19 protein-coding genes and 1 pseudogene are annotated in these 15727 nt (G+C 33.5%); 7 read left to right on the top strand and 13 right to left on the bottom strand.

What is annotated here, in order from left to right; all coding sequences use genetic code 11:
• Positions 1–186: 186 nt before the first annotated feature.
• From JZO76_RS14240 to JZO76_RS08985, 4 genes are all read right to left on the bottom strand, one after another.
• Positions 187–642 carry an arginine repressor gene (locus tag JZO76_RS14240; RefSeq protein ID WP_347401460.1) on the bottom strand — a complete coding sequence of 152 codons (456 nt, stop codon included), beginning with the start codon at positions 640–642 and terminating at the stop codon, positions 187–189.
• A 45-nt stretch (positions 643–687) separates the two neighbouring features.
• The gene (locus JZO76_RS08995) at positions 688–1002 is read right to left on the bottom strand and encodes a carbamate kinase (RefSeq protein ID WP_010830868.1); all 315 of its coding nucleotides are present in this window, start codon (positions 1000–1002) and stop codon (positions 688–690) included.
• Positions 1003–1109: 107 nt separating this feature from the next.
• A complete protein-coding gene (locus JZO76_RS08990) occupies positions 1110–2189 on the bottom strand; it encodes an NAD/NADP-dependent octopine/nopaline dehydrogenase family protein (RefSeq protein WP_010830867.1) in 1080 nt (359 codons plus the stop codon).
• A 15-nt stretch (positions 2190–2204) separates the two neighbouring features.
• On the bottom strand, positions 2205–3647 hold the full coding sequence (locus JZO76_RS08985; RefSeq protein ID WP_010830866.1) for a YfcC family protein: 1443 nt from the start codon (positions 3645–3647) through the stop codon (positions 2205–2207).
• 130 nt (positions 3648–3777) lie between these two features.
• Here JZO76_RS08985 and JZO76_RS08980 point away from each other — a divergent pair, with 130 nt between their 5' ends.
• A complete protein-coding gene (locus JZO76_RS08980; RefSeq protein WP_010830865.1) occupies positions 3778–4425 on the top strand; it encodes a response regulator transcription factor in 648 nt (215 codons plus the stop codon).
• Positions 4426–4481: 56 nt separating this feature from the next.
• On the top strand, positions 4482–5765 hold the full coding sequence (locus JZO76_RS08975; protein WP_206903760.1) for a sensor histidine kinase: 1284 nt from the start codon (positions 4482–4484) through the stop codon (positions 5763–5765).
• Here JZO76_RS08975 and JZO76_RS08970 read toward each other — a convergent pair.
• A complete protein-coding gene (locus tag JZO76_RS08970; RefSeq protein WP_242595841.1) occupies positions 5762–6145 on the bottom strand; it encodes an ATP-binding protein in 384 nt (127 codons plus the stop codon). The genes JZO76_RS08975 and JZO76_RS08970 overlap by 4 nt on opposite strands.
• 18 nt (positions 6146–6163) lie before the next feature.
• Here JZO76_RS08970 and JZO76_RS14170 point away from each other — a divergent pair.
• A pseudogene (locus JZO76_RS14170) lies at positions 6164–6394 on the top strand (AAA family ATPase); the annotation flags it as partial.
• A gap of 113 nt (positions 6395–6507) precedes the next feature.
• The gene (locus JZO76_RS08965) at positions 6508–7122 is read left to right on the top strand and encodes a recombinase family protein (RefSeq protein WP_206903758.1); all 615 of its coding nucleotides are present in this window, start codon (positions 6508–6510) and stop codon (positions 7120–7122) included.
• A 267-nt stretch (positions 7123–7389) separates the two neighbouring features.
• Here JZO76_RS08965 and JZO76_RS08960 read toward each other — a convergent pair whose 3' ends face one another.
• On the bottom strand, positions 7390–7815 hold the full coding sequence (locus JZO76_RS08960; protein WP_010830861.1) for a MarR family winged helix-turn-helix transcriptional regulator: 426 nt from the start codon (positions 7813–7815) through the stop codon (positions 7390–7392).
• Positions 7816–7920: 105 nt separating this feature from the next.
• On the opposite strand from JZO76_RS08960, the gene JZO76_RS08955 reads away from it, so the two are divergent.
• Together JZO76_RS08955 and JZO76_RS08950 are read left to right on the top strand one after the other, a co-directional pair.
• A complete protein-coding gene (locus tag JZO76_RS08955; RefSeq protein ID WP_206903757.1) occupies positions 7921–8916 on the top strand; it encodes a YhdH/YhfP family quinone oxidoreductase in 996 nt (331 codons plus the stop codon).
• A 287-nt stretch (positions 8917–9203) separates the two neighbouring features.
• Positions 9204–9440 (top strand): hypothetical protein, encoded by a 237-nt coding sequence (locus JZO76_RS08950; RefSeq protein ID WP_025191619.1) that lies wholly within the window; start codon positions 9204–9206, stop codon positions 9438–9440.
• A 268-nt stretch (positions 9441–9708) separates the two neighbouring features.
• Here JZO76_RS08950 and JZO76_RS08945 read toward each other — a convergent pair whose 3' ends face one another.
• Together JZO76_RS08945 and JZO76_RS08940 are read right to left on the bottom strand one after the other, a co-directional pair.
• The gene (locus JZO76_RS08945; protein WP_108173743.1) at positions 9709–10674 is read right to left on the bottom strand and encodes a caspase family protein; all 966 of its coding nucleotides are present in this window, start codon (positions 10672–10674) and stop codon (positions 9709–9711) included.
• A gap of 1 nt (position 10675) precedes the next feature.
• Positions 10676–11059: a TIR domain-containing protein gene (locus tag JZO76_RS08940; RefSeq protein ID WP_169042724.1), complete on the bottom strand. Its 384-nt coding sequence runs from the start codon at positions 11057–11059 to the stop codon at positions 10676–10678.
• Positions 11060–11153: 94 nt separating this feature from the next.
• Between JZO76_RS08940 and JZO76_RS08935 the strand changes: the two genes are divergently transcribed.
• Positions 11154–11774 carry a hypothetical protein gene (locus JZO76_RS08935; RefSeq protein WP_206903756.1) on the top strand — a complete coding sequence of 207 codons (621 nt, stop codon included), beginning with the start codon at positions 11154–11156 and terminating at the stop codon, positions 11772–11774.
• A 150-nt stretch (positions 11775–11924) separates the two neighbouring features.
• Here the strand turns inward: JZO76_RS08935 and JZO76_RS08930 are convergent, their stop codons facing one another.
• From JZO76_RS08930 to JZO76_RS08910, 5 genes are all read right to left on the bottom strand, one after another.
• Positions 11925–12536: a type II toxin-antitoxin system VapC family toxin gene (locus tag JZO76_RS08930; RefSeq protein WP_169042722.1), complete on the bottom strand. Its 612-nt coding sequence runs from the start codon at positions 12534–12536 to the stop codon at positions 11925–11927.
• Complete coding sequence (locus JZO76_RS08925) at positions 12529–13230, bottom strand: ImmA/IrrE family metallo-endopeptidase (RefSeq protein WP_169042721.1); 702 nt, start codon at positions 13228–13230, stop codon at positions 12529–12531. The genes JZO76_RS08930 and JZO76_RS08925 overlap by 8 nt, the downstream gene beginning before the upstream one ends.
• Positions 13208–13555, bottom strand: a complete 348-nt coding sequence (locus JZO76_RS08920) for a helix-turn-helix domain-containing protein (protein ID WP_169042720.1) — start codon at positions 13553–13555, stop codon at positions 13208–13210. Before JZO76_RS08920 ends, JZO76_RS08925 begins: the two co-directional genes overlap by 23 nt.
• A gap of 503 nt (positions 13556–14058) precedes the next feature.
• The gene (locus JZO76_RS08915) at positions 14059–14685 is read right to left on the bottom strand and encodes a hypothetical protein (RefSeq protein ID WP_431520970.1); all 627 of its coding nucleotides are present in this window, start codon (positions 14683–14685) and stop codon (positions 14059–14061) included.
• 141 nt (positions 14686–14826) lie between these two features.
• Entirely contained in the window at positions 14827–15426 is a 600-nt protein-coding gene (locus tag JZO76_RS08910) for a tyrosine-type recombinase/integrase (RefSeq protein WP_156237217.1), read from the bottom strand.
• Positions 15427–15727: the final 301 nt, after the last annotated feature.

The raw sequence follows: 15727 nt of genomic DNA, 5'->3' as shown, positions 1-15727 counted from the left end.
CTTAATTTGACAAATGAAATTTTGAAAAAAGTGTTCGCTCTCTTAGCAAGAAAAAGCATTAGAAAATTTCTCCGTTATTTCTTTTGACTAATAGTAGGAAAAGGAAGGTGTACAATATTTTTGAACTTACACAAAATATTGTACACCCTCTAATATTTTTCCCTAGACAACTTTTGGTTCAATCACTTAATTTGAAAGAATTTCTTGTAATTGATGGCAGATTTTCTCTGCTTGGTCTTCTGTTTTAGCGATGATTAATAAGGTGTCGTATCCTGCCATTGTTGCTATAAATTGAAACATGGGTATTTGATCCATGTAATTCGCAATGATATCCGCACCATTTGGAAAAGTATGAATTGTTACGATGAAGGACGTTCTTTCATATGAAATAGTATACTCCTGAATACTTTTAAATAATGCTCCAACATCCTTTTTACTATCTTCGTTTATTATCAAAAGTCTCATTTCCCCTTCCTTGGAAAATGATTTGACAATTCGCAAATCCTTCATATCTCTTGAGATAGTTGCCTGAGTTTGGCATTCACCATAGGAACGTAATATTTTCAGAAGTTCATTTTGGCTTGAAATTTCATTTTCAGTGACGATTTTTTTTATTAAGTTTTGTCGTTCTTTCTTTTTTATAAGCCCTCTCCCCTTAAACCATTCATGAGTTGCTGCAACGTATGATTAAGGAAGAATCGTTGTCCCTACACCATTTTTGAAAATGTCTCCCAATCTTTCTAAAGAGGTGATAATCGTTTTACAATGGGGCTGTGTTTTCACATATTCAATGGCAGCTTCTACCTTTGGTAACATACTACCTGGAGCAAAATGTCCTTCTGCAATATAATTTTTCAATTCTGAGACAGTTACTTGATCTAGCCATTGCTCATTTTCTTTCCCAAAGTTTAAAGCAATTTTCTCTACGCCTGTCAAAATAATCAGAACATCTGCTTCAACCAATTCTGCTAACTTCCCGGTAGCAAAATCTTTATCGATCACAGCTTCGATTCCCGAACCCGATTCTTTACTTGTTTTAATGGTCCAATCTCTGAAAAAACATTTATTTTATTCTTCAAACAAATTCCCCCTAAAATTTTCTTGTGAACTTACTGCTGAGAAATTCCCATCTTTTCTAAAGTGCGGCCAGTTTTGAAATAATTCTCTCCATTGTATGCTGAAGCAATATGAATACAAGATTCAACAATCGGCACACGAATTCCTTTTGATTTAGCCAATTCGTAACAAGGAACAAGCAAATATGGAACGTCTTCTGTGATGTAGCGATGTTTCGATGATGCTGGCGCACTATTGATTTTCACATGAGTGGTTGAAGCACGGTTGAAATCATAAACAGTTTCATACGAACTATCATATAAAGCATTCATTGCTTCAAGCTCTGTTCTCAAAGAATAGCCCCAACTTTTTCCAACAGCTAAACGTTCTTCATCCATCTTAGCCGCTGCATTTGCAGTCGCTACACTACAACAATCTCGATAATAGTTGTAGTTTCCTTCAAAGTTTTCCAAAATGCCCATGTTCAAGGTTGTTAACAAAGGGTGTCCCCCAAAATTAATGTTTTCCAGTCCTGCTTCAATTGGATCGTCCAAGACCTCGATTGGAATAGGGATCAGTTTTTTTAGAGTATCTAGTAAATCAGAAGTTGTGTTCTCTTTCGGAAAGATACTTAATGGTAAAAAGCTTTTGAGACCCATGATACAAATAACTCCCGGCTCAACGATTCGGCAAGCCCACGGAATACTGATACAATCGATAAAGGTCAAATTCAACTCTGGCATCATCGCATCTTCCTTCATTTTATTTAAGACCAGTCCTCCATAGTTACCTGGCATGATGACAATTCTATGTTCAGAAGTCAGATAGGGCAGCATATCTTTGAAGAAAATTTCTTGAGCAAAAGAAGGACAAACCATGACGACATTTTTTGAAAAAGAAAGTGCTTGTTTTATATCAGTAGTGGCAATCTTTATTTCCGCACTTCCTGATAACATCATTTTTTCTCCATGATGTTCAGATAGAGCAACAATTTTTCCGCTATCGCTAATTGCATCAACTTGAGTTGAAAATTTTGGATTGTCATATAAACATACTTCAATGCCGTTTTTCGCTAAATGATAGGCAGCAGTGACACCACCGTTCCCTGCACCAATAATTGTTACGTTTTCCATTGCTTTCCATCCTTTCTATAACGCGATGATTGAAATAATTAAAGTTATAAGATTCACAACAATAATGGTAATGATTGGGGTTTTTATAAATTTCATCCAAGTTGAATACTCAACCTTATTTAGTTCTAGAGTCCCCATAAGAATGCCTGACGTAGGACTCGTTAGATTGATAACACCATGGGTAGCTGCAAAGACCATAATCATGATTTCTGGTGGGAAACCCATTCGATGAGCTAACCCCCCCATGATCGGCATGGTTACATAAGCCAATCCAGAAGATGATGGAATCAAGAAAGATAGAACAAAGTAAATTGCATAAGAACCTAATACAAAGAGAATAGGAGAGAGTCCATCCAAGAGGTTGGTTGCACGATCTAACAAGAACAAATCAAGATTTGTTGATGACATCAATGCTGATACACCTCTTGCCACAACGATAATCAACACAACTGAGAGCATGTCGCTTGCACCAGCAACAAAAGAAGTAATCGTTTGTTTTTCACCTATCTTGAAGAAAGCAGCAATAATGATACTCATCAATAAAAACCACATAGCTAAGTCACCAAAATACCACTCACCTAGATTGACCCCCGTCAAAAAGGAGCTCCAACCATTAAAGATCTCAATACCAAATTTCTGCCAAGGAATGAGAGAAACCACCATGATAATGAATGTAAATGCGAAAAATAGTAGAACTGTTTTATGCTTGCTAGTAAATTCTAGTGTTTTTGATTGATCTGTTTTAAAGTGTTTTTCACTTTCTTCTTGTTCTTGAAGTGAAAGAATCGTTGACCCTTTTTCTTGCTTTACTTTTTTTGCATATTTCATTACATAGTAAATTGCACAGGCTGTTGTTGTGAACCATAAAACACATCCTAAAGCTATAACCAACCCTGTGTTTGTTTGAATGTGAATTGCCGTCAAAGCGTCCATTGCGACTCCTGTAGCGAAGGGATTCACCGTTGAACCAAGAACCCCTGCTCCCGATCCTAATAGAACAGTTCCAATGGATACGATAGGATCAAAACCAGCGACAATCATAACAGGTGTTAATATGGCATAAAAAGGAATTGTTTCTTCAGCCATTCCGAAAGTTGTACCGCCAATTGAAAAAAGTATCATTAACACCGGAATAATCCTTAACTCATTCCCATTTAGTCTTCTTACAACTTTTTGAATACCAGCTTCTAGGGCACCTGTTTTGTTCACGATACTCAAAAATCCACCCAGAATTAAGATGAAAATACAAATATCAATAGCATCTTTAAAACCGTTAAATGTAGCCATAACAACAGTGGAAAATTTTGCCGGAACTACTTCAGCTACACCTCCTTCATCCATCAACAAAGTTGGAGAAAAGCTTTTGCCTGAGAGAATAATGGAAATTAAAGCCAGTACGATTAAAATAAGAAACAAGATACTAAAAGAAGACAGTGATAGCTTTTTCTTTTTTTTCATAACATATCTCCTAGTTTTTTTTGGGAAAGCGCTTTCCTTGTTTAATATCATAACTCCTTAATGTATAATTAATGTGTTGGAAATGTATAAAATCTTGTGAAATGTATAAAAGTTGTCGGAGGGAGAAAAGATGGAAGTACTTTTGATTGAAGATGATCCCGAAATCGTTAATCTGCTCACATTCTATTTGGAAAGTGAACAATGGAAGGTTGTAACATGCTCAGACTATACAACAGCACTTAATACAATAAATGGTAATTGCTCCGTGTTTGTCATTGACCTTTGTTTGCCGGATGGTGATGGGCTCGATTTAGTAAAATTTACGAAGAAAAACTACCCTGAAGTACCAACGATTATTATCTCTGCAAAATCTTCTAGTCTAGATCGTGTAAAAGGATTAGAGCTTGGTGCAGACGACTACATTATTAAACCATTCTTACCCCAAGAGCTTATTTACAGAATCAGACAGACAAAATCACTGAACACAAAAAAAAGTATCCTTTCAATTTCTGGATACACAATTGATTTAGAAAAACGTTTAATTCAGGAAAATAATGAAGCCATATTTTTGAGTACTAAAGAATATGAATTGTTGAAGTATTTAATAAATAATCTTGGAATAGCACTTGCGAGAGAACAATTGTTGGAGCATGTCTGGGATAGTGGAGAATATGTCAGTGATCGCTCCATTGATAACCAAATAAAAAATATTCGAAAGAAATTGCCTCATCTCATTATAGATACGATTTATGGGTATGGTTATAGGTTAAATAAATGAAAAAAAGTTCTTGGTTAAGTAATCGATCTATTAAAATTCTTATTCTCGTGTTCTCGATGGTTTTTATATTCGGTTTCGGAATTTTATTTTTCTTTTCTTATGTATACTTTGAAAATATTTTTGAAGATAGAGTAATAGATGAATACACTTATAAAAAAAACAAAGCACTTGGCATTAAAAATGAATGGATTGTTGGAGTCACTACAAATAATATTGATGTTGTCGAAGCAATTCATGGAGATGAGGTAAAAAAGCTTGTTGAAAGTTTAGAGAAAAAACAAACGGAGCCAAAAAAGATTTATCGAGAAAAAATAAATGATAAAAGATTGTTAATTATGATTGAACTAGATACGGTAAATGGGGAACAGATATATAAATACTCCTTGATACGAGATATTTACTTAGAAATAATGGCAAAGATATTATTTATATTTTTAGCTTTTTTACTCGTTATATTTAGTATTGCGATCGCTTTTTTTGTCAACCTATCAACGCAATTATATAGAAATATCTCAAAGGTTAATGAACAATCCAAAAGACTTTCTGAAGATGTATATGATTCTGAAGATATCGTTGTTCATTCTAAAGATGAAGATATTACCTCGTTGGTCTCGTCCTTTAACAAATTAAAAAGAAGGTTGACCGAAAAAGATGCTACACAACAATCCATTATTCGATTTGTCTCTCATGAAATAAAAACTCCAACTATGATAATAAAGGGGTACACAAATGCTGCACTCTCGGGAATTCACCCTAAAGGAACACTCAAAGAAACCTTAAAAGTAATTGATACTCAAATACTGCGGATTGAACAAAAAACAAATGAACTTCTAAGACTGTCTGAAGTTGCAAATGAAAAGGAAAAAGGAAAGTACAAAGAGTCAATAAACTTATCTGCCTTAATTCAAAAACATATTGAATTGTTTGAGTCCATATCAGAGAAAAAAATTAATTTCAACCCGGAATGTTCTTTTTACATTAGTGGTTACGAAAATTTATTAAATATATTTTTAGAGAACATAATTCAAAACCAAATAAATTATTCAAAGGACTACATTTCAATTGAAATTAGTCAAGAAAATAGAGAATGTACCATATTATTTAAAAATGATGGACAAATAGTAAATTTAGAAAATTATCCTGATATTTTAATGCCCTTTTCAACTAAAAATCCCAAAGGAAGTGGTTTGGGTCTGACAATTGTGTCTGAAATCCTTGCAATTCATAATGCAAGAATTTCATTAATTAAAAACGAAAAATTGACTATATTTAAAGTTAGCGGACTAAAAGGTTCTGTTGCAAAGTTGTTAAACGTACCTGAAAAGGGGGGCCAAAATTAGTTTAACCATTTCTTTATGTCTTCTGCACGAAAAGATGGACCATGGAAATCCAACACATGAACCCGGTGAGTCAAGCGATCTACCATTGTTGCTGTAATTATGAGATCTTTAAACGTTTCTTCCCAGCGATCAAAGGACAGGTTTGTCGTGATGGTCATCAAACCGACAGTCGTCCGATTCGAGAGAAGATTAAATAGTATCTCGCTTCCTATTTGGTCAAATGGTGCATAACCTAATTCGTCTAGAACAACCGAGTCGGATTTGCCAAATCGGCGCTTATAACCATTCAACTGGTTCGCACTCATGGATTCTTTTAGTTCGATGACCAAGTTAGAGTTATTAATGAATAAGGCACTTTTTCCGGAGAGGCAATCTTCCATTCCTAGAAAAGGAACTAAACCCATCATATTATTGAATAAAATTGTCAGATCTAGGTTTTGATCTAAAAATGGAAGATCTTTCTGACTATGAAGCAATTATTAGTATTGTAAAAAATCACGAAAGGGTATTTTAGATTACTGCATAGGCTGCTTGCCCAAATTCATCGGATACTGGAAAATAATCAGTTAAATACTATTACTATCGATGTTATAGAAGCAACAAGGGATAGTTTAGTTATCGGATTGTGATAACGCCAATTATTATAGTGTAAAAGGCGCCATTTAAAACTAAAAATGACATCTAGCGTTCTGGCGTATGATTAGGGTGTGTTTTAAATATTTAAGAAAAGTAGGAAATAAATTTGAAAATTGCTTATATTCGAGTTTCATCCATCGATCAAAATGAACAACGCCAAATTGAAGAAATGGAAAAGTTTGGCGCTGAAAAAATTTTTATAGAAAAGCAATCCGGAGCAACTATCAGTCATCGGCCAATTTTTCAGGAAGCTTTAGATTTTGTCAGAGAGCAAGATATTTTTATTGTAGAAGCCATTGATCGACTTGGACGAAATTATGACGAGATTATCGATTCAGTTAATTATCTAAAGAAGAAGAATGTGCGACTTATTATCACCAGTTTACCAATCATGGCTGAAGCAATCGGAAATCCTCTCCTGGATAAATTCATCAAAGACTTAATCATTCAAATCTTAGCCATGATTGCTGAGCAAGAACGTTCTGAATCTAAACGACGCCAGGCCCAAGGAATTAAGATTGCAAAAGCGAATGGTGTTTATAAAGGACGTCCTAAGCTGTATAGTGCAGACACAAAAGATCCCCAACGTCGCCTTGTTTATAAAAGCATCGTTGAAGATCTTAAAAAGGGTGTTGCGATTGCTAAAATTGCAAAAGACTACAATGTGACTAGGCAAACAATTTACCGAATAAAAAAAGACATCGACCAACTAATTGTATGATTTCTTTTTTGAATCACTTAATAATTAATTAGCTTCGTCATCAATACAGACAATCGTTTAGATTAATCTAGCTAAGTCGATTATATTCATGTTAACGAGAATTTAGTTAACATAAATATAACAATGCAGAACCCATCCCGATTTAAAGCTATTTACCATTGACAACTCCCAGATAGCAGAATAAAGTTCAACACTCAGCAAATCTCTGCTGGGTGTTTTTGTTATATTATCACTGAATCGCACTTTTTCTGGTAGTTAATTATGAACCTATTTGATTTCAGAATGAATAAGTTTGGTCAAAAATTGTTTCAATAATTCTGCTTCTTCTGATGAAAAATCTTTGAGGACCTGTTGATTCATTTCTTCAGTCGTACTTTTAATCGAAGTTTTCATTTGATTGGCCTTATTAGTTGGTGTTACAAATATTATCCTTCTATTATCGGGATCAACTTCTCTATTAATCAGGTCTAATTTTTGCATTTTATCTAAAATCCCAGAAACCGTTGGTGCCTCTAAGTGAAGTTTTTTCCCTATCTCCTTAGGCGTAGTTTTATTATCTGGTACGGACCATATGTAGGTTAAGACACCGGCCTGTGCAGACGTAATCCCTTGTCTTTCTAATAATTTACTATAATACTTGAAAACTTTATGTTGGGTAACACTCAATAAATAATTCATACAATTGTCTACCATGATAAATCCCTCCAGTAATCATTGACAGAACTATAGTATCATGTTAAGTTCTGATTGAAAACATTTTTGGCACAAAACTATTTTGTTGAAAAAGGAATTTTGAGTATGGATACATTTAAAGCATTGATTGTGAGAGAAAATAATGGGGACGTCAGTTATCAAGTAGAAGAGCACACGAAGAAAGATGCGTTGGACGATGGAGAAGTTTTGATAAAAGTCGCATATTCTTCAGTTAATTACAAAGATATGTTAGCTGTCCAAAAGAATGGCGGCGTTATACGAAATTATCCTATGATTCCAGGAATCGATTTAAGTGGAACAATTGAAGAGTCTGCAGATCCTAATTATACTAAGGGGCAGCAAGTCCTAGTCACTGGCTATGATATGGGAATGACGCATACTGGAGGTTTTTCAGAATATGCTAGAGTACCTTCTTCATGGATCGTACGGTTACCTGAAAACTTATCGATGAAGGAAGCCATGATTTTTGGTACTGCTGGTTTAACCTCAGCTCTTTCCATTTTTGAATTAGAAAAAAATGGAATGAATCCGTCTCTTGATCAAGCTATTCTAGTGACTGGAGCTACAGGTGGAGTAGGTAGTATCGCACTAAAAATCTTATCCCAAGCTGGATACAAAAATATTACTGCATTGGTTAGAAAAGAAAATCAGATCCAAGTTGCCAAGGAATTAGGTGCGCAAAAAGTTATTCTCCTGAGCGATTTTGAGTTCACAAAAAAGCCATTGGCTAAGCAAACTTTTAATTACATTTTAGACACTGTAGGAGGAGAACTAGTTTCAAATTTACTTCCGTATATATGTTATCAAGGAAGTGCATCTCTATGCGGAAATGCCGGAGGGATTAAATTAAATACAACTGTCTTACCGTTCATATTGCGTGGAATAAATCTTATTGGTATTGATTCAGTAAATATATCGCAAGATTTTAGACAAATGATCTGGGCGAAAATGGCCAAAGAATGGAAAATAACGGACAGTACTCTATTCACTGAGATCTCATTAAACGAACTTCCCGATACAATTCAATTGTTAAAAGAGGGGAGACATCTTGGTAGAACAGTTATAGATATTACGAAATAATATTCCTTAAAAATAAGTATAGATAGAGAATAGTCACCCCATATGTAAAATGGGAACTTTCATTCTCTATCTATATATTTTGAGATGGGGGCATTGAATTATGAACTATGTTCATCTGTCAGCTGAAGAGCGTGGACAAATAGAAGCGTATTTGTTCTCAAACCGAGATAGTACGTTGATTGGATCGACATAGGTCAACGATCTCTAGAGATATCAAACGTGGGTCCGAGCAAAGAAAGAAGAATAGTCTCGCTAGTTTGCCATATCAAGCAACAAGTGTCGGCAACATGGCACGCATTCGTAAGAAAAATTGTGGAACAACAACTAAGACCACCGTACACAATACTAAAACGATTATGAAGTATCTCGAAATGAAATATTCACCTGAACAGATAGCAAATGCTGTCCGTAGTGTAAAAGTCTATACTTCAACGATATACACCTGGATATACAAGAAAATCGTTCCTATTGATATTAAGAGATTACGTGGTCACGGAAAACGCCAGCTCAAAAGTTCAAACTAGAATACGCGAGAATTACATGATATTTTCAAGAGGATATTTCATTTGTTATAAAAATGTTTTTACGAACAATTACAATTTTTTGAATTTTATATAATTATAAAGCTAAGCGAAAGACGAACGATGTTTATCTAATAACAGTGAATAGTTGCACTTAATCTTAACATTCGCCAGTAATTTTAATCTTTGTATAATATATCTTATGTAAACTAAAATATTCCGCGTACATTTTAATTGTGTAAAAAAACAAGCATTATATTTATGCTTGTTTTTAAAATCTTTCCTCTTTTGCTAACTTGAGATAATATTCACCTAGTGAGGTTAATTCACACGACTTTTTGCGCATCGCTGCATAGTACATGTGATCTTCTCCAACTGGTTTGACTAAACCATTACTTGTTAATTTTTGTAATTTTTTAAAAAGTTTAACGTTGTTTTCATCTGCATATGGTTCAATAACCTCATGTTTATCAGATAAAGTATTAGTTTCTTCATAAGAAGGATCTAATGGAATTTCCTTTGACTTAAACATCTCAGGTAGTTCTCTTAATATTGATACGTCAATTGGAGGCGTTACTTTTCTAATTATATCAAACCTAGATACATTGGATTTAAATACAGGTCTTTGCCCCCAAGGCCCCAAAGCTTTATCTATATATGAATAGATACTGCCGGGTGTAATATATCCAAGAAGATCAGAGGCGCCGCCTTCCAGTGCACTTATTAAAAGAGCTGTAAATAATCCATGCCCATCAAGTTCAACAGAAAGCTCATCTGCTTTACTAGCCGTGAGTATTGTGACTCCATCATTGAGACTAGTTTTGGTTCCATCACCCGAAAAATTCCCCATATTACCAGAAAAACAACAATCTAGAATTACAATTTTATTATTAATTCTAGAGTCATTAGCCCACATTAATATATCATCCATAGAAACACCTGGAGTATGTGGTGACATATCTGGAGTTACTAATGATGCTTTTCCATATTCATCCACATACCCGTGTCCTGAGTAGAAGAAAATTGCAGAATCTGAGTCCCCCTTAAACAAATTTTGTATATGCTCAGTTAATTCATCCTTGGTAAGTACGTTTTCCTGTAATTTTACATCATAATTTAAAGCCCCATCTGCATGTCTCTTCAGAATCTGCGCAATAGCCTGCGCATCATTTACACAACCCTTTAAGCTTTTCCCCTCGCCATAATTATCAATTCCTACTACTAAAGCTTTCTTCATGTCATAGTCCCATAACCCAATTAGAGATATTATCCCAAGTCCAGTCTTTTATCACAGTATTTCTTAGTTCAATTGGACGAGAAATACCTTTGTCAGATGAATATCCCCAGATGGCGAGAACTGGAATTCCTTCGTCTAAAGCACATTTGATTTCCCAAAGCTGCCCGTCTGCATTTTTCGTATTTCTTGTAAAAATAATAATCATACCATCGCAGCCTTTGATTCTAGATCTACAATTTGTTTTCCAACTTGAATCCCAAGGTTGCTTTACAGACATGTCTGTAAAATCAATTGAAGAATGATTATTATTACGTTGTCCGATAAGAAAATCTCGCAACATCTTATCTTCCATAGCAAAACTTGTGAAAATTCGCTTACTTTTCATATTACTTCTCCATATTCTCAATAAATAGAAATCTTATTTTAATTACATGATATCATAAATATAAATTAACGAAAATGATGAAAGGAAGAAAATGATGGATACTTTAACTAGTTTAATTAATCAGCTAATAACTTCAGGAGGTATTGGTTTTATCAATTTATTCTTACTAATTAGATTAGACTATATTAATTTTTCTAAAGAAAACAAGGAGGATAAATACCTATATTTATTGTTTTTCTCAATAGTAAACTATTCCATTTACTTACTGATAGTAGAAGTAAGTAAATATTTTTCTCTACCTATCGCATTTCATATCCCTATAGCTATTTTGTTTGTTCTTATTCTATCCATAATATTTACTTTTATACTGTGGATCCCTTTAATAAAAATATTGTTCAAAAAAGTTAATGACTATCGAGGAAAAGATAAACGTTCATCATACGATAGTCGTTCAATAAAAAAAATTGCTTTCAGTTTTAAAGAAAACAAACCTATATTTATTTTTGACTTTGATAACAATCTGGTTTTTTCAGGAATATCTGGATGGTTCTCAGATATAGATGAGGCGGATTTTGAATTTATCTTATATCCATTTAATGAAAGTACAGAATTAGATAATTATGATACTCTTATTAAATATGTTTCAACTGAAAATATCGATGCGGACGTTTACATTAACATTGATAAAAAAATTAAGGTCATAATTATAAATTAACTATTTTGTTTTTGGTGGATTCGCTGTAGTTCTTACAGGCTTCGGATTTCCGATACTTCTTGTTTCAGAACCATTGCTTGGATTACTCTTGGTTAAACTTTCCAAAGTTCTATTACTAAAATTTTTTTCCATATCAATTCCCCTCTCAAATTATGAACCGTTTAAATGCTCTTCTAAAGATTGAAAGTTTTTAGCACCTATAATAGCTTTACAAAATTGCTTGTACTGACTTCTGGTACATATATTTTTTTCTAACAATAGATTGCCTAGATTTAATAAATCATGAATTTCTATATCTTTATCAGGAACCTCTTCACCACCAGAAGAAACCTTTAAGTTGGATATATCTAAAAATTTTCTGAAATCAGAATCTTGACTGGTTATCAGTGAAACTTGCTGGAATAAACATCCTGCCAAAATTGCAATATCCCCACTATCAGTTGTAGATTTGTAGCTTCTACCATTTTGGAATTGAGTGAATTTTTCTCGAATATCTTCGAAAATACTTTGATAAATATCGTATTCTTCCTCTGTCAATTGTTGCTCATCTTCTGGATCGAATAACTTCCATGTTAAGGATTTTTCAATTTTATCTTGATAATATTCTTTCATCTCAACAAGAATTAATTCGCTCATAACCTCTTTATGAATAAAGATAGCACCATATAGTTCTTCAAGCCATTCGTCTACTGCAAATTTTTTAAATTCATATATATAAATAAGTATGTTTGCATCAATGAATGTATAAATTTTTTCATCCATTATTTGCCTCCACACTGTTTTGTTCGAAATACATACTCAGTGTTTCTAACTTTCCAAAATATTTCTTGCATGTTGGTTGATCCAATTCAGAACTATCAATTGCAGATTTATTTCGTAATAGTTGTAATTTATGTTCCATTTCTTTTAGGTAGGGATCATTATTCTCCAATTTAATATCTTTTAATAATCCATCAATTTTTGTTGTGGATAAATTTAATTCTTTATACCTTTTATATAAAGTTTCATATGGGACCTGCGATAAATCTGATAGTGAAAAAAAAATTTCAATATCGTTGTATTTCAATTTTCTTAAGCTTCGATATTTATCAAAGACCACTTCTTCTGGCAATAATACATTAGCTGCAAAATGATCTGCAGCACGCTCATTTTCTAAAACATTTTTAATTTCAGCAATATTTTCATCCAAATGATAAATCTCATGTGCAATTGTAAATTTTTGAAGTCTTAAATTAAAGTTTGAATTAATAAATATAAATTTTAAGTTCTGCTTGGTCGCACTAAATCCTTCTGCTTCAGAGTCATTGATTGTGTCATAAATTAAATTTATTTTTTTAATTTCAGCAATTGATTCAATCGTCGGACCAATAAAATCTAAGCTTTCAAGTTCTTTTAAGAAAAGTATAGCTACTTGTCCTGCTTCTTTATGAATTTTATCTCGAAGCGATTCGTTCATTCTCATAGATTCCTTTCAGACGAATATAATCATCTATTTGTACTTTCACTTTAGACATTTTATTACGTGCTAATCTAGAGTTAAACTCTCCTCTGGTTCGAATAATAAAGTCCCCATCTTTAATAGCACTCGAATTTAAAAGTTCCTCCACAGATACACCTAACACCTCTGCAAATTTAAATATCAAATCTTTATTGAGAACTCTATCTCCTTTCAAAAGCATTGCAACATAGCTGCGCGAAATGCCCATTTTCTTTGCTAAATAGTCCTGTGTAAGCTTTTTTTCCTGCACCAATACGTTTATCTGTTCTAATATTTTTTCCATCGATATTCACCTCCTTACTAATTATAAAATGAATAGTCACAAATGTCACTAAATAAATCGTGTCAATTGTGACTATTATATTTATCTTAACTAGTATTTTTAGTATCTATGGGATAGTAAGATTAATCAGCAAAAAATCCATATTATGTTATAGACTCTAAACTCTGACTTCTGATATTTTAATCAAGAAACTATTTATTATTTTTTATCTAGGCTATCTTTTTTGTGCAGAATAATTATCGGTAGACTAGTTCCTTGAATGCCAAATTATATTTAATTAAGGATTGATTAACATATATACCAAATCCACACACTAAACTACTTTCTTCTTTTATAGCGGTTCCAATTTTTCTTCCATCATGATCATATGCTTCTAAAAAATCCCACACCTTTTTTTAACAGTAAACAAAAAGATAAGCTCTATCTATTATGCTGAGACATCTTAAAAAATATGCTAGCTATTTTGCTTCTTCTGAAATTATCATTTACAAATACCTCTTAAATTATAATTTATTTTTTCGCAAATAGTTAATACCAAAAATACAATTGGAATACATAAAATCCAATATCTTTTCCACATCTATATCTTCATTACTATTGTAATAAACGGAAAGCAACACATTAAATTTTTCAAATACACTTTCAGGAACGGATAACAATCCTAACCCTTTGCTAAACTTGATCTTATTAGCAGTTAACAATGCTGTTCTCTTTTTGTCGTCCCAAAATATTTGATTTTTCGAAATGAATAGAAACAATCGTAGGGCTTTTTCAGTTTCTGATATCTCTTGATTCATTATCTCACCATACTGATTGTTTACCTCGTCTTCAGTTAACATTGGTGGCACATATCTTCCTTGAATAGTCGATACTTCTACCCCACCGGTTCGTATTTCACCGGGAAAAAGCGCATCCTCCGATGCAACGATTCGATTAATCCGCTTACTTGTCTCTAACAAGGGCTCTTGTACGTCGTTTAAAAGCATTTCAAAGCCTCTTTTTAAGTTAACGACGGTCAGGACATCATCTACAGTCACGTTATTGGCCCGATTATACTTAATAATCTCTTCTGTTTGTAATAGCGTTGTATTCAATCCTTCAAATTTTCCCGCATTATACACCAGTTCCACCATGTTTTTCTTCAATAAATACACTGATTCTTTGCGAGATAAGTGGTATTTATCAGGAAAGTTAGGCTGCTTTTATTCGTTCATTTTCTCACCTCTTGAATTTTTCCTTCTATTATATAGGGTATATAGGGCATTATTCTGTCATAAATCCAAACTCTTTACGGCAGTATCTTTGTCTTCCTGGGTGATTCCAATATAGCGTAAGGTCTCCCGTTGTGAAGAATGGTTGAGCAGCGACTGAATGATCTCTGTTTTGGTTCCTTGCTTGTACAAAAAATAGCCAAAGGTCTTACGCATCGAATGGGGACCAATTTCTTTTAACCCAACTGCAGTTCCTGCTTCATGAATGATCCGCCAAAGGCTTTGTCGGGTCAAAGGCGTATCTGCTCCTTTTCGACTTGGAAACAAATACTTGCTGAAGTCTTGTGCTTGTAACTGCTCAGAAAATTCCGATTGAACATAATCGAGAATCACTTTTCGTAATTTGTTCGAAATGAAGACCGAATTGTGTTTGGCCGTTTTTTGTTCCTTCATGGCCAGACGTTCTTTGACAATCACCCGTCCACGAGAAATTTCTAATACATCACTTAATTTCAACTGTCTTAAATCGGAGATTCGATAGGCTGTATTGATCCCAATCGAAAAAAGCACCAAATTTCGTTGCCCATATTTTCCGGAAGCCAAAATGGCCTTCATGGCATCGATCTTTTTTTTGTCGCGAATCGGTTCTACGCTCTTCATTTTTAGTCCCCTCTCAAATGTTACTTAATATGATTATAACAGATAATAAGTCACATTTAAACAAGCTATAGAAAAAAGGCCCTAAAAGAAAAGTGATTTTCTCTTAGAGCCTGTAAGGATGGAGCGATTTTAACGAATGTGACAGAATCCGATTGTGTCACATTGGACTTTTGATATTTTCGGTAAGATTTGATTATCTCAGAACATTAATATTGCCCCTTTAAAAAATTTTGTTGTTCTATTCTGAAAATTCAAAATTTTCAGTCTATATAATTAACTTATATTCAGTTTTACCAAATGA

The organism is Candidatus Enterococcus myersii (genome assembly GCF_017316025.1).
Lineage (GTDB): Bacteria > Bacillota > Bacilli > Lactobacillales > Enterococcaceae > Enterococcus_C > Enterococcus_C montenegrensis.
This window is presented reverse-complemented; position numbering and strand designations above follow the sequence as displayed.

Excerpts from the sequence above, each read along its gene's own strand:
- JZO76_RS08925 (WP_169042721.1), bottom strand. The coding sequence starts at position 13,230 with ATGAACGAATCGCTTCGAGATAAAATTCATAAAGAAGCAGGACAAGTA.
- JZO76_RS08935 (WP_206903756.1), top strand. The coding sequence starts at position 11,154 with ATGGATACTTTAACTAGTTTAATTAATCAGCTAATAACTTCAGGAGGT.
- JZO76_RS08970 (WP_242595841.1), bottom strand. The coding sequence starts at position 6,145 with ATGGAAGATTGCCTCTCCGGAAAAAGTGCCTTATTCATTAATAACTCT.
- JZO76_RS08920 (WP_169042720.1), bottom strand. The coding sequence starts at position 13,555 with ATGGAAAAAATATTAGAACAGATAAACGTATTGGTGCAGGAAAAAAAG.
- JZO76_RS08955 (WP_206903757.1), top strand. The coding sequence starts at position 7,921 with ATGGATACATTTAAAGCATTGATTGTGAGAGAAAATAATGGGGACGTC.
- JZO76_RS08950 (WP_025191619.1), top strand. The coding sequence starts at position 9,204 with ATGGCACGCATTCGTAAGAAAAATTGTGGAACAACAACTAAGACCACC.
- JZO76_RS08990 (WP_010830867.1), bottom strand. The coding sequence starts at position 2,189 with ATGGAAAACGTAACAATTATTGGTGCAGGGAACGGTGGTGTCACTGCT.
- JZO76_RS08975 (WP_206903760.1), top strand. The coding sequence starts at position 4,482 with ATGGTTTTTATATTCGGTTTCGGAATTTTATTTTTCTTTTCTTATGTA.
- JZO76_RS08910 (WP_156237217.1), bottom strand. The coding sequence starts at position 15,426 with ATGAAGAGCGTAGAACCGATTCGCGACAAAAAAAAGATCGATGCCATG.
- JZO76_RS08940 (WP_169042724.1), bottom strand. The coding sequence starts at position 11,059 with ATGAAAAGTAAGCGAATTTTCACAAGTTTTGCTATGGAAGATAAGATG.
- JZO76_RS08945 (WP_108173743.1), bottom strand. The coding sequence starts at position 10,674 with ATGAAGAAAGCTTTAGTAGTAGGAATTGATAATTATGGCGAGGGGAAA.
- JZO76_RS08960 (WP_010830861.1), bottom strand. The coding sequence starts at position 7,815 with ATGGTAGACAATTGTATGAATTATTTATTGAGTGTTACCCAACATAAA.
- JZO76_RS08985 (WP_010830866.1), bottom strand. The coding sequence starts at position 3,647 with ATGAAAAAAAAGAAAAAGCTATCACTGTCTTCTTTTAGTATCTTGTTT.
- JZO76_RS08980 (WP_010830865.1), top strand. The coding sequence starts at position 3,778 with ATGGAAGTACTTTTGATTGAAGATGATCCCGAAATCGTTAATCTGCTC.
- JZO76_RS08930 (WP_169042722.1), bottom strand. The coding sequence starts at position 12,536 with ATGGATGAAAAAATTTATACATTCATTGATGCAAACATACTTATTTAT.